A 12,671-nucleotide genomic window follows, 5' to 3' on the forward strand; every position below is an offset into this window, starting at 1 on the left:
TGTCTGTGCGCTGGACGTGCACGGAGGGACCGGTCAGGCTGGCCCCATGCCCCTGCGCCCGTCCCTCCTCGCGGTCCTCGTCGCCGTCATCTGGGGAGCGAACTTCGTCGTCATCGACCTCGGTCTCGGCGACCTGCCGCCCACGCTGTTCGTCGCGCTGCGGTTCGTCGCGGTGCTCGTGCCGGCGATCTTCCTCGTCCCCCGCCCGACCGCCCGGTGGCGCGACGTCCTGCTCGTCGGCTTCTTCATGAGCCTGTGCCAGTTCGGCCTGCTCTACACGGCCCTCTCGCTGGGGATGCCGCCGGGGCTCGCGTCGCTCGTCCTCCAGGCCCAGGTGGGCCTGACGGTCCTGTTCGCGGCGCTCGCGCTGCGCGAGGTGCCGACGCGCTGGCAGCTCGTCGGCGTCGTGGTCGGCGCGGCGGGGCTCGTCGTCGTCGGGCTGGGCCGCAGCGCGTCGACGCCGGCGCTCGCGTTCGTCGTCACGCTCGCCGCGGCGGCGTCGTGGGCGGTCGGCAACGTCGTCCAGCGGCGTTCGGGCAGCCGCGCCGCCACCCAGGCGGACCGGGGTACCACCTCGGCGGTCCGGGGTACCACCTCGCGGCGACGCCCCGCTCCCGCGTGGGCCGACGGGCTGTCGATGACGGTGTGGTCGGCGCTCGTCGTCCCGGTCCCCCTGCTCGGGCTGGCGCTGTGGACCGACGGGCCGGACGCCGTCGGGCACGCGCTGACCCACCTGACTCTCGCCCCCCTGCTGTCGACCGCGTACACCGCGTGGCTCGCGAGCCTCGTCGGGTACGGGATCTGGAACGGCCTCCTCGCGCGCTACCCGGCGTCCGCCGTCGTGCCGTTCACGATGCTCGTCCCCGTGGTGGGGATGCTCGCGGCGTGGCTCGTCCTCGACGAGGTGCCCAACGTCGCGGAGGCGACGGGCGGCGTCGTGCTCCTGCTGGGCGTCGCGATCACGACGGGCGTCCTGCGCCGACGCCGGCCGGCCCGACTCGTCCCAGGTGCCGAGCCCACCCCCACCGCCGAACCCCGGGTCGTGCGCCGATTCGCGGGCTGATCGCCGCACGACCCCGGGCTCGGCGAGGAGAGCGACGCGACACGCCCCCTCTCGCACTGACATCCCGCCTCCGCCGCGGTCGAATGGAGGTCAGGGACGCCGAGACGCGAGGGAGCCTCTCATGAGCCAGACCGCAGGGCAGACGGAGGCAGCGCGCGAGCAGCCGGAGCTGCGGCGGGTCATGGGGCCCAAGCTGCTGCTCCTGTTCATCGTCGGCGACATCCTCGGCACGGGCGTGTACGCCCTGACGGGACAGGTCGCGGGCGAGGTCGGCGGAGCCGCGTGGCTGCCGTTCGCCCTCGCGTTCGTCGTCGCGACGATCACCGCGTTCTCCTACCTGGAGCTCGTCACGAAGTACCCGAGCGCCGCCGGCGCGGCGCTCTACACGCACAAGGCGTTCGGCATCCACCTGCTGACGTTCGTCGTCGCGTTCATGGTCATGAGCTCGGGCATCACGTCGGCGTCGACGGCGTCCAACGCGTTCGCCGGGTTCGTCTCCGACGGCTTCGGGCTGGGTCTGGAGACGGGCGGGGCGGGTCGCCTGTGGATCGCGCTCGGCTTCATGGCGCTCGTCGCGCTCGTCAACTTCCGCGGCGTCGCGGAGAGCGTGCGGACGAACGTCGTCCTGTCGCTCGTCGAGCTCTCGGGCCTGCTGCTCGTGATCTTCGTCGGGCTGTGGGCGACGACGCAGGGTCGCGCCGACTTCTCGCGCGTCGTCGTGTTCGAGAGCGCAGACGACAAGAGCGTCTTCCTCGCCGTGACCGCCGCGACGACGCTCGCGTTCTTCGCGATGGTCGGCTTCGAGGACTCGGTGAACATGGCGGAGGAGTGCAAGAACCCCGTGCGCGACTTCCCGCGCATGATGCTCACCGGCCTGTCGGTCACCGGCGTCATCTACGTCCTCGTCGCGATCACCGCGGTCGCGCTCGTCCCCGTCGGCGACCTCGTCGACGAGTCGAGGGGTTCCGCGCTCACGCAGGTCGTCGCGGCGGGTGCGCCGAACCTGCCGTTCGACACGATCTTCCCGTTCATCGGCATGTTCGCCGTCGCGAACTCGGCGCTCATCAACATGCTCATGGCGTCGCGCCTGCTCTACGGGATGGCGAACCAGGGCGTCCTGCCGCGCGCGTTCGGGCAGGTCCACCCCTTCCGCCGCACGCCGTGGGTGTCGATCCTCGTGACGACGGCCATCGCGTTCGCGCTGATCACCTACGTCGTGCTCCAGTCCGCGACCGAGGGCGGGGCGAACGCGATCGCGCTGCTCGGCGGGACGACGTCCCTCCTCCTGCTCGTCGTCTTCACGATCGTCAACATCGCGCTCCTCGTGCTGCGTCGCGACCACGTGGACCACGCGCACTTCCGGACGCGGACCTGGCTCGCGGTCCTCGGCGCGCTGACGTGCGCGTACCTCGCCGGTCCGTGGGCGCGCAGCGCCGAGCAGCAGGAGCAGTACGTGATCGCCGGGGCGCTCGTGGCCCTGGGCATCGTGCTGTCGTTCGTCACCTGGCTCTACAACCGCGCGGTGCGCCACCGGCAGATCCAGTTCTCCGACGTCTCGCGGCTCGAGGACGACATCGACGAGAAGTGAGCCGCCGCCGCCCGGACCGCCTATCGTTCGCGACATGGCGCGACGAACGGACGACGCGGAACCGGGTGCCCCTCGCGTGCAGCACGTCGGCCCCACCGACGTCCTCGCGTTCCTCTGCGAGATCGCTCTGGTCGTCCTGCTCGCCGTCGCCGGCTGGCGCCTCGGGACGTCGACCGGTCTCGCGTCGCCGCTCCCCGTGCTGCTCGGTGTGCTCCTCGCGCTCGCCCTCCCCGCGGCGGCGATCGCCGTGTGGGGCCGCTGGCTCGCGCCGCGCGCCGCGCGTCGCCTGTCCCAGCCGTGGAGGCTCGACGCCCACATCGCCGTCTTCGTCGCGTCCGGTCTCGTCGTCGCCGCGGCAGGGCTCGTCTGGTGGGGCGTGGGCCTCGCGCTCGTCGGCACGACGGCGTTCGCCCTCACCCGGGCCCGCTGAGCCGGCCGAAGCGCACTGTCGCGCACCGGCCGGGCAGGATGGGGTCCATGCAGATCCGCGTCGCCGCCTACGCCGTGATCGTCCGTGACGACGGGAGGCTGCTCCTGCCGCACTGGACCGAGGGCGGTCACGACGGCTGGACCCTTCCCGGCGGCGGGATCGACCCCGGCGAGCATCCCGAGGACGCGGCCGTTCGCGAGGTGCGTGAGGAGACCGGGTACGACGTCGAGCTCGACGGGCTGCTCGGCGTCGACAGCATCGTCGTCGGCGCCCGCGACCGGCTGCGGCCCGAGGACCGGGACCACGCGATGCAGGGGATCCGGATCGTGTACCGCGCGCACGTCGTCGGCGGCGAGCTGACCGTCGAGCAGGACGGGAGCACCGACGACGCCCGCTGGTTCACGTCGGACGAGGTCGACGCGCTCGACCGGGTCGAGCTCGTCGACGTCGCCCGTCGCTGGGCAGGGCTCGTGCCCGACCCGGCCGTGCCGCACCCGTCGTCGACGCCGCGGAACCCGTGAGACGGTCGTCCCCGCGCGCCCGACGCGCGGGGCTCCTCCTCGTCGCGGGCCTCGCCCTGGGCGCGGCGAGCGCGTGCACGACCGACGCTCCCGCGGCACCGGCCCCCGCGACGACGCAGGCCGGCACGTCCGCGCCCGACACCGACGACGAGAGCCCGGAGGAGCAGCCGTCCACGACCGTCGCCACGGCGCGCGTGTCCTCGGGTGACGTGGCCCTGGACGTCGAGGTACCCCGCCCCGCCGAGGCGACCCCGGCCCCGGCCCCGGCCCCGGCCCCGGCCCCGGAGGACGGTGGCCCGGGAGCCGTCGAGGTCGGCACGGACGACGACGGTGCGGCGACCCTGACGGTCGCGGCCGTCACGGGGCCCGTCGCGCCCGTGCTCGCCACGCCCGGGACGTTCGCCGCCAACGCCGACGGGACGGTCACCGTCCTGGCCGCGGACGGCACGCCCGTCGGCGGCCTGACCCGGCCGACCGCCACCCCCGCAGGGTCGGCAGCGGGACCGGCCGGCGGTGCCGACGGACCGGCGGGCAACGGGCCGGGGACCGCACCGCGCGCCCGGTTCGCCGTCACCGGGCCGACCCGGGTCGAGCTGACGGTCGACGCGGCGGAGGCTGCGGCGTCGGGCGCCCCGGGCGCCACCGTGACGACGACGCTCGGCACCGACGCCCTGCGCACCGCGGACTGGGGCGAGCGCGAGGGCGGGCGGTCGCTCGCCGTCGACCCGACGGCCTGGGGGCGCACCGGCGGGACGGCGGCGCAGGACGTCCTGTGGACGGCGCTCGTCGCCGCCGAGCCCGAGGCGGACGCGCCCGGCATGCACGACCAGCTCGCCTGTCACGCGCTGGGCGCACCGGACAAGGCGACGTGGAACCTCGAGCCCTGGCGGCCCGACGTCGGGCTCGTCGCCGTGCTCGCGGCCCGCTGCAACCCGACCTGACCGTCGAGAACGCGCTCGCGCGCCGCCGAGCACGACCTGAGGGACGTCTACGGCCCCGGAACGACCGCCAGGTCGTGATCGGCACAGCAGGAGGCCCGGGCGTCGCGACGGCTGGTGGTCGTCACGACGCCCGGGCCGGGCCCCGACAGGCGGTACCGCTCCGCCGTGCACGTCGGGGCAGGTGGCGCGCCGGACCCACGCGTCCGGGTCGACGCGGTGGCCCGGTGGCGCGGCGTCAGTGGCGGGTGGCCACCGACGAACCCTTCGCGGCCTTCTCGGCCTTGCGGAGCGACTTCTCGCTGAGCGGCTGGTCGCCGCTCGCGCGCAGGCGCCGGTAGTAGTCGCGCGCCTCGTCCTGGCGCTCCTTCTCCGCGCCCGACGCGATCTTCGCCCGCAGGTGCTCGGGGCCGTAGCCCCATGCGTCGACCAGGTCCTGCGCGTGCGGGCGCAGGCGGTCGATCAGGCGGTCGAGGTAGCTCGTCACCGTGCGCGCGCGCTGCGTCGAGAGGCGCCCGTTGAGCAGGTACCACGCGAGGTGGCGCTCGACGAGGCTCAGCCCGTACAGGTCCCGGACCGTCGTGAGGACCTCGCGTGTGCCCTCGTCCTCGACCGTCGGCAGCGCCTGCGTGAACGCCTCCCAGCGCAGCAGCTCGGCGTGCGCGCGGGCGGCCTCGACCAGCTCCACCTGGTGCGCATTGAAGAGGTTCGCCGCGGTCTCGGGGTCGGCCTTCTGCGCGGGGCGCAGCGCCTGCGCGACCTCGGCGACCATCGTCTCGACGCGGTCGGTCAGGAGCGCGCGCTGCGTCTCGGCGTCGCGCAGGTGCCCGGCCGCGCGACGGGGGTCGCCGACGTCCGCGAGCGCCTGCGCGGCGCGCTTGAGCGGCGTGCGGTGCAGCGCCATGTCGCCCGCGCGCTCGACGACGACGCGCGCCATCTGCCCGGGCGTGATGCCCTTGAACTGCTTGCCGTAGTCGGCGAGCAGGCGCTTGGCGACGAGCTGGAGGAGCACGGTGTTGTCGCCCTCGAACGTCGCGTAGACGTCGAGGTCGGCGTGCAGGCTCGTGATGCGGTTCTCGGTGAGGAAGCCCGCGCCACCGCAGGCCTCGCGCGTCTCCTGCAGCGTGTCGAGCGCGAACCGGGTGCTCGTCGCCTTGAGCGCGGCGGCCGTGGTCTCGAGGTCCTCGCGCTGCTCGGGTGTGTCCTCCTCGCCGGAGAACACCGAGTGGAAGAGGTCCAGGAGGCGGTCGTGCGCGAAGTGCCCGGCGTACGCCTCGGCGATCGGGACGACCAGGCGGCGCTTGTGCGTGCCGTAGTCGAGGAGCACGACCTCGTCCGTCGCGGACCCGCCCGTGAACTGACGGCGCTCGTTCGCGTACCGCACGGCGATCGCGAGGCCGAGCTTGGCCGCGGTGACGGCGGCGCCGTCGAGCGACACGCGACCCTGCACGAGCGAGCCGAGCATCGTGAAGAAGCGGCGACCGGGGCTGTCGATGGAGCTTGAGTACGTGCCGTCGGCGGCGACCGACCCGTAGCGCGCGAGCAGGTCGGCGCGCGGGATGCGCACGTGGTCGAAGTGCAGGCGGCCGTTGTCGATGCCGTTCAGGCCGCCCTTCTGGCCGTCGTCCTCGCCGCCGACACCCGGCAGGAAGGGCAGGCGGCCGAGCTCGTCGCGCTCGCCCTGCGGGTCGCGGATCGGCACGTAGAACGCGTGCACGCCGTGGTCGACGTTCTTCGTGACGAGCTGCGCGAAGACCACCGCCGCGGTCGCGTGGACCGCCGCGTTGCCGAGGTAGTCCTTCCACGCCCCGCGGAACGGGGTGTGGACGACGAACTCCTCGGTCTCGGGGTCGTAGGTGGCCGTCGTGCCGATGCTCGCGACGTCGGACCCGTGGCCCGTCTCCGTCATCGCGAACGCGCCGGGGACCGACAGGTCCATCGCGCCGGGCAGGAGGCGGTCCTGCTGCTCGGGCGTGCCGAGGTGGAGGATCGCCGACCCGAACAGGCCCCACTGGACGCCTGCCTTGATCTGCAGCGACGGGTCTGCGGCCACGAGCTCCTCGAAGCCGGCGAGGTTGCCGCCCGGGTCGTCGGCGCCGCCGAGGCGCTCCGGGTACCCCCGCCACACCTGCCGCTTGTCGACGAGGAGGCGCATCTGCTCGAGCACGTGCTCGCGGTGGACCTCCTTGCTCTGGCCCTCGACCCGCCAGAAGGCGGACTCGCCCGCGGTGGCGCGCGCCGCGGCGCGCAGCTCGGACCACCGACCGAGCAGGAGCCGCTCGAGGCCCGGGACGTCGACGCGCGCGTCCGAGCCGGTCGTGAGGGAGCCGTCCACGGGGCTGAGAGCGGGACGGTCGGACGTGGCGGTCATCGGGACTCCTTGGGTGCTGAGGACGACGTCGGAGGACGGTGCGAGCCGCCGGGGTTCTGGGAGAGGACGCCCACCGGCCCGGCCCACAGCCAGGCGGCGACGCGCTCGGTGAGCTGATCGCGGTCGGGGGTGCCGGGACGACCGCGGTGCGCGAGCCACCACTCGCCCGCGCCCCGGACGAAGCCGACCGCGCCGGCCGCCCACGCCGCGGCGTCGGCGGGCGGGACGTCGGTGGCGCGGGCGAAGGGCTCGGCCACGAGCTCGATGACGGAGTCGAGGAACGCGGCGAGCGGGGCCTGCGACCCGGTGGCGACGTGTCCGGCGGCGAGCGCGACGCCCGCAGCCTCCTCGGTCCCGGCGACGGCGCTCGTGCGCGTCACGAAGTAGTAGACGTTGGGCGAGCTCTCGATCATCTCGAGATAGACGCCGACCATCGCGCGCAGCGCGCGCCGCGGCGTCTCGGCGGCCTCGGCCGCCTGGGTCAGCGCGTCGTGCATCTGCCCGACGACGGCGGCGCCGAGCGCGATCTGGAGGCCCGTCTTGTCGTCGAAGTAGCGGTAGATGATCGACTTCGACGTGCCGGACGCCGCGGCGATCTCGTCCATGGAGACCCCCGGGCCGCCACGGTGCACGGCCTTGCTGGCGGCCCGGATGAGCTCGGCGCGGCGCGCGGCGCGGTGCTCGTCCCAGCGGGTGGAACGCCCGTCGGTCGACGGGCCGGGCTGACCCCGTCCTCGGGTCCCGGCGGCGGTGCCGATGCCGCCCACGCTTGTGTTCACGCTGTCCTCCGTCGCGACGTCTGTGTCGTCATGGGTCGTGATGGGTCGTGATGGTTCGTGATGGGTCGTCGCGAGCCCTTCGCGGCACTCACCGCCGGTGCCGTCGGTCGAGGGCAGGGCGGATCGTGTGACCCGACTCACGATACTGACAGTATCAGGTACTGTAGGTCTTGGACACCCGAGCAACGCAGCGCAGCGAGTGCGGACGAGGAAGTGAGACGCAGTGGCCATCAGGAAGACACCGGCGACCAGGTCGACGCAGGCGGGCACCGAGCAGGGCGCAGGCGGTGGGTCCGGTCGCGAGACCCCCGGGCTGCGCGACGCCTACGTGATCGGCGGCAACCGGATCCCGTTCGCCCGCGCGGGCGGCAAGTACTCCCGCGCGAGCAACCAGGAGATGTTCACCGCGGCCCTCGAAGGGCTCGTCGCGCGTTTCGGCCTCCAGGGCGAACGGATCGGCGAGGTCGTCGGCGGTGCGGTGCTCAAGCACTCGCGCGACTTCAACCTCGTGCGCGAGTCCGTGCTCGGCTCGTCGCTCTCGCCGCAGACCCCGGCGTACGACCTCCAGCAGGCGTGCGCGACCGGGCTCGAGGCGACGATCGCCGTGGCGAACAAGATCCGGCTCGGGCAGGTCGAGTCCGCGATCGCCGGCGGCAGCGACACGGTCTCCGACGCACCGATCGCCGTGAGCGAGGGGCTGCGGCGGGCGCTCCTCGACGCCTCGCACGCCAAGACCTTCCAGGCGCGGGTGAAGGCGTTCGCGAAGGTCCGCCCCTCCGACCTCGCTCCGCTCACACCCGCGACCGACGAGCCCCGCACCGGCCTCTCGATGGGTGAGCACCAGGCCGTCACGACGGCGCGCTGGGGCATCACGCGCGAGGCGCAGGACGAGCTCGCGCTCGCCTCGCACGAGCACCTCGCCGCGGCCTGGGACGCCGGGTTCTTCGACGACCTCGTCACGCCGTTCCGCGGCCTCGTGCGCGACCAGAACCTGCGCGCCGACTCGTCGCTCGAGAAGCTCGCGGCGCTCAAGCCGGTCTACGGCAAGCGGCTCGGCGGCGCGTCCGAGGGCGTCGAGCCCACGATGACCGCGGGGAACTCGACGCCGCTCACCGACGGTGCGTCGACCGTGCTCCTCGGCTCGCGCGAGTGGGCCGCCGCGCGCGACCTGCCCCTGCTCGCGCGCGTCGTCGACGCCGAGACCGCGGCCGTCGACTTCGTGCACGGTCACGAGGGCCTGCTCATGGCGCCCGCGCACGCCGTCCCCCGCCTGCTCGCGCGGAACGGCCTCGCGCTCGGCGACTTCGACCTCTACGAGATCCACGAGGCGTTCGCGTCGACCGTCCTCACCACGCTCAAGGCCTGGGAGGACGACGACTACTGCCGGACCGAGCTCGGCCTCGACGGCCCGCTCGGCTCGATCGACCGCTCGCGCCTCAACGTGAACGGCTCCTCGCTCGCCGCGGGGCACCCGTTCGCCGCGACCGGCGGACGTATCGTCGCGACGGCGGCGAAGCTCCTCGCGGCGAAGGCCGCGGAGACGGGCCGCCCCGCCCGCGCGCTGATCTCCGTGTGCGCGGCCGGCGGTCTCGGCGTCGCCGCGATCCTCGAGTCCGTCCCCGCCACCGCGTGACCGCCCCGACGACCGAGAGGACCACCCCGTGACCGACTCCTACGTCCAGGCCGTCAACTCCGGCTTCACCAAGACCCTCGCGAAGAAGCTCGGCCTGCCCCGCCCCGCGGTCCTGCGCCGCCACCGCGCGGGCGACCCGTTGACCGTCGGGCCCGTCCTCGTGCTCGGCGGCACGCCCGGCGTCCACGACGACGCCGACCGGGTCGCCTCCGCGCTGCTCGACACGTTCGGGCTCGACGTGCGGCAGAACGCCGACGACCAGATCCGCTGGGGCGCGATCGTCGTCGTGCTCACGCAGGCCGAGCGGCCGCAGGACGTCTCCGGCACCGTCATGGCGCTGTCGGCGAGCCTGCGCGGCCTCGCGCCGAACGGCCGCGTCGTGACGATCTCCCGTGCCCCGGACGACGGCGACTCCCCTGAGCTCGCCGCGACCCGCGAGGGCGTCGAGGGCTTCCTCCGCTCCGTCGCCAAGGAGCTCCGCAACGGCGCGACCGGCAACGGCGTCCAGCTCACCGACGACGCGCCCGTCGACAGCGCGAGCTCCCTCGCCACGCTGCGCTTCTTCCTCTCCGCGAGGTCCGCGTTCGTCGACGGCCAGGTCCTGCGCGTCGGCGGCTCGACCGCGGCGGACCGGGGTACTACCTCGGCCTCGGGTGAGCCGAGCTCCGGGGCGGGGGTAGCGGCCTCCCCTGCAGCGGCTGACCCGAGCATCACGACCGACCGACCGCTGCAGGGCAAGGTCGCCGTCGTCACGGGCGCGGCACGGGGCATCGGCGCCGAGGTCGCCCGCACGCTCGCGCGCGACGGCGCGAAGGTCGTCGTCGTGGACGTCCCGGCGGCGGGCGAGCAGCTCGCCAAGATCGCCAACGAGATCGGGGGCACGGCCCTCCAGCTCGACGTCACCGCCGACGACGCGGGCGCGCGCATCCTCGAGCACGCCCGGGCACGGCACGGCGGCCTCGACGTCCTCGTCCACAACGCCGGCATCCTGCGCGACAAGCTGCTCGCGAACATGTCCGCCGACAAGTGGGACGCCGTGGTCGCGGTGAACCTCGCCGCGCAGCTGCGCATCACGGAGTACCTGCTCGGGGCCAACGGGTTCTCGGGCGAGCCGCGCATCGTGTCGCTCGCGTCGACGAGCGGCATCGCCGGCAACCGTGGCCAGGCGAACTACGCGTTCTCGAAGGCGGGCGTCATCGGGCACACGCGGGCCTTCGCGCGTCTGCTCGGCGGGCCGGCGGGACCCGGCGGCACGGCGAACGCCGTCGCGCCGGGGTTCATCGAGACCGAGATGACCGCGTCGATCCCGTTCGTCACGCGCGAGGTCGCGCGCCGCGTCTCGTCGCTGCAGCAGGGCGGGCAGCCGGTCGACGTCGCGGAGGCGATCGCGTTCCTGGCCTCGCCCGGGGCGGCGGGGGTCAACGGGCAGGTCCTGCGCGTGTGCGGACAGAGCCTGGTGGGCCGGTGACGGCGGCTCAGGACACCGGGCCGGACCCGGTGGCGGACTCGGTGCCCGAGCGCGTCGAGACCCTGCCCGCGATCCCCGGTCTCAGCGGTCTCTACGCCCGCGGGGTCGTGGCGTCGGCCCGTCTGGCCGCCGCGAGCCGCCTGCCGGGCCGGGGCAGCGGCGACCTCGATCTTCCCCAGGTCGTGTATCGCGTCGCCGGCGTCCCGACGGGTGACGCCGCCGGCCCCGGCGCGGTCGGCAGCACCGAGCACCTCGCGCGGTACGACGACGTCGTGGGCGAGGCGCCGTCGGACGTGCTGCCTGCCGGCTACCTGCACGTGCTCGGCTTCCCGCTCGCGACGGCGCTCATGGTGCGCGGCGACTTCCCGCTGCCGCTGCTGGGCATGGTGCACCTCGCGAACTCGGTGTCGGTCGTGCGGCCCGTGCGTCTCGGCGACTCGCTCGAGGTCCGGGCGTGGGCGCGCGACCTGCGGCCGCACCGGCGGGGCGTCCAGGTGGACCTCGTCACGGAGATCTCGGTCGAGCGCACCGACGCGGAGCGTGCTGCGGGCTCCGGGCTGCCCGCGACGACGCTCGCGTACCGCGGCGTGTCGACCTACCTCGCGAAGGGCGTGCGCCACCCCGACGAGTCCGGCCGACAGGACACCCCGGTGACCTCGGGCCCCGACACGTTCGTGCCACCGCTGCCCACGGCGCGCTGGTCGCTCCGGCCCGGGACCGGACGTGCCTACGCCGCGGTGTCCGGGGACCGCAACCCGATCCACACGTCCGCGCTCGGCGCGAAGGCCTTCGGGTTCCCGCGGGCGATCGCGCACGGCATGTACACCGCCGCGCGCGCCCTCGCCGAGGCAGGCCCGACGCGGGGCGAGACCTACGACTGGACCGTCACGTTCGCGAAGCCGGTCCTCCTGCCGAGCACGGTCGACGTCGCCATCCGGCCGGCCGGGGGTGTCCCGGCCGAGGTGCGGGCCGCCGTCGGGCACGTCGCACCCGCCGTGCCCGACGGCGCGGCCGACCCGGGCTCCGGTCTCACCTACCTCGCGTGGGACCGCACCGGCCGGCTGCACCTGTCGGGGTCGGTCGTCCCGCGCTGACCAGCCCTGGGATGTCGTCGCGACCGGGCGACGGAACGGCCCGGGCAGACCACGTCCCGGGTGCAGCACGCTCCCTGTCAGGAGGTCTGCAGACGGGCGAGGAGCCCGTCGCGGACGGTCGGCCACTCGTCGAGGAGGATCGAGAAGTACGCGGTGTCCTGGCGTGAGCCGTCCGGGGCGACGCGGTGGCTGCGGAGCACACCCTCGGGCACGGCACCGATCCGGGTGATCGCCCCGATCGACCGGGAGTTGCGCGCGTCGGCGCGGAGAGCGACGCGCGCTACACCGAGCTCGTCGAACGCGTGCCGCAGGAGCAGGTACTTGCAGGCCGGGTTCGTCACGCCGCCCCACCACTGCCGGGCGTAGAACGTCGAGCCGAGCTCCACCCTCCCCTGCGCCGGGACCCACTCGTAGAGCGAGGTGCTCCCCCGGACCGTCCACGCGGCGTCAGGCGCGGCGTCCTCGTGCAAGCCGGGAGCCGGGTCCGGCCCGAGGACCGCGAACGCGAGCCGACCGGGCGCGGCGACGGCGTCGCGCACGTACGCGGTCATGGCCTCGTCGCCCCGCGGCGTCGGGCTCGACATCCCTGCCCAGATGCCGTCGTCGACGAGCGCGCCGAGGGCAGGCGCGTGGTGCTCGGCGAGGGGGACGAGGCGGATGCCGAAGCCGTCGAGGGTCGTCTGGTGCTCCACGGAGGACATCTGACCACGATCCCTGGCCGTGGCGAGGGCGGCGCGGACGAGTTGCGGCACGGAGGACCGCGCGAGAACGTCAGCGGGGGCGGTA

11 protein-coding genes are annotated in these 12,671 nt (G+C 74.4%); 8 read left to right on the forward strand and 3 right to left on the reverse strand.

The annotated features are described in order from the left end of the window. Nucleotides 1–46 precede the first annotated feature (46 nt). From NFS20_RS14900 to NFS20_RS14920, 5 genes are all read left to right on the forward strand, one after another. Nucleotides 47–1,063 carry an EamA family transporter gene (locus NFS20_RS14900; protein ID WP_251152573.1) on the forward strand — a complete coding sequence of 339 codons (1,017 nt, stop codon included), beginning with the start codon at nt 47–49 and terminating at the stop codon, nt 1,061–1,063. A 121-nt stretch (nt 1,064–1,184) separates the two neighbouring features. Beyond that, nucleotides 1,185–2,651: an APC family permease gene (locus NFS20_RS14905; protein ID WP_251152574.1), complete on the forward strand. Its 1,467-nt coding sequence runs from the start codon at nt 1,185–1,187 to the stop codon at nt 2,649–2,651. 34 nt (nt 2,652–2,685) lie between these two features. Continuing rightward, nucleotides 2,686–3,081, forward strand: coding sequence for a YrdB family protein (locus tag NFS20_RS14910; RefSeq protein WP_251152575.1), 396 nt, complete (start codon nt 2,686–2,688; stop codon nt 3,079–3,081). Nucleotides 3,082–3,128: 47 nt separating this feature from the next. Then, nucleotides 3,129–3,602, forward strand: a complete 474-nt coding sequence (locus NFS20_RS14915) for an NUDIX hydrolase (protein WP_251152576.1) — start codon at nt 3,129–3,131, stop codon at nt 3,600–3,602. Further along, a complete protein-coding gene (locus NFS20_RS14920; protein ID WP_251152577.1) occupies nt 3,599–4,543 on the forward strand; it encodes a DUF2599 domain-containing protein in 945 nt (314 codons plus the stop codon). Before NFS20_RS14915 ends, NFS20_RS14920 begins: the two co-directional genes overlap by 4 nt. A 235-nt stretch (nt 4,544–4,778) precedes the next feature. Here NFS20_RS14920 and NFS20_RS14925 read toward each other — a convergent pair whose 3' ends face one another. After that, the gene (locus NFS20_RS14925; protein ID WP_251152578.1) at nt 4,779–6,911 is read right to left on the reverse strand and encodes an acyl-CoA dehydrogenase family protein; all 2,133 of its coding nucleotides are present in this window, start codon (nt 6,909–6,911) and stop codon (nt 4,779–4,781) included. Continuing rightward, nucleotides 6,908–7,690, reverse strand: coding sequence for a TetR family transcriptional regulator (locus NFS20_RS14930; protein ID WP_502800822.1), 783 nt, complete (start codon nt 7,688–7,690; stop codon nt 6,908–6,910). Before NFS20_RS14930 ends, NFS20_RS14925 begins: the two co-directional genes overlap by 4 nt. Before the next feature lie 223 nt (nt 7,691–7,913). Between NFS20_RS14930 and NFS20_RS14935 the strand changes: the two genes are divergently transcribed. The 3 genes from NFS20_RS14935 to NFS20_RS14945 are packed head-to-tail and all read left to right on the forward strand — an operon-like array spanning nt 7,914 to nt 11,885. Next, a complete protein-coding gene (locus tag NFS20_RS14935; RefSeq protein WP_502800823.1) occupies nt 7,914–9,323 on the forward strand; it encodes an acetyl-CoA C-acetyltransferase in 1,410 nt (469 codons plus the stop codon). A 28-nt stretch (nt 9,324–9,351) separates the two neighbouring features. Beyond that, nucleotides 9,352–10,791: a 3-oxoacyl-ACP reductase gene (locus NFS20_RS14940; protein WP_251152579.1), complete on the forward strand. Its 1,440-nt coding sequence runs from the start codon at nt 9,352–9,354 to the stop codon at nt 10,789–10,791. Beyond that, entirely contained in the window at nt 10,788–11,885 is a 1,098-nt protein-coding gene (locus NFS20_RS14945; protein ID WP_251152580.1) for a MaoC/PaaZ C-terminal domain-containing protein, read from the forward strand. Before NFS20_RS14940 ends, NFS20_RS14945 begins: the two co-directional genes overlap by 4 nt. Nucleotides 11,886–11,962: 77 nt before the next feature. On the opposite strand, the gene NFS20_RS14950 is transcribed toward NFS20_RS14945, so the two are convergent. Then, on the reverse strand, nt 11,963–12,586 hold the full coding sequence (locus NFS20_RS14950) for a GNAT family N-acetyltransferase (RefSeq protein ID WP_251152581.1): 624 nt from the start codon (nt 12,584–12,586) through the stop codon (nt 11,963–11,965). Between the last annotated feature and the right edge of the window lie 85 nt (nt 12,587–12,671).

It is taken from the genome of Cellulosimicrobium sp. Marseille-Q4280 (assembly GCF_943181405.1).
Taxonomy (GTDB): Bacteria; Actinomycetota; Actinomycetes; order Actinomycetales; family Cellulomonadaceae; genus Cellulosimicrobium.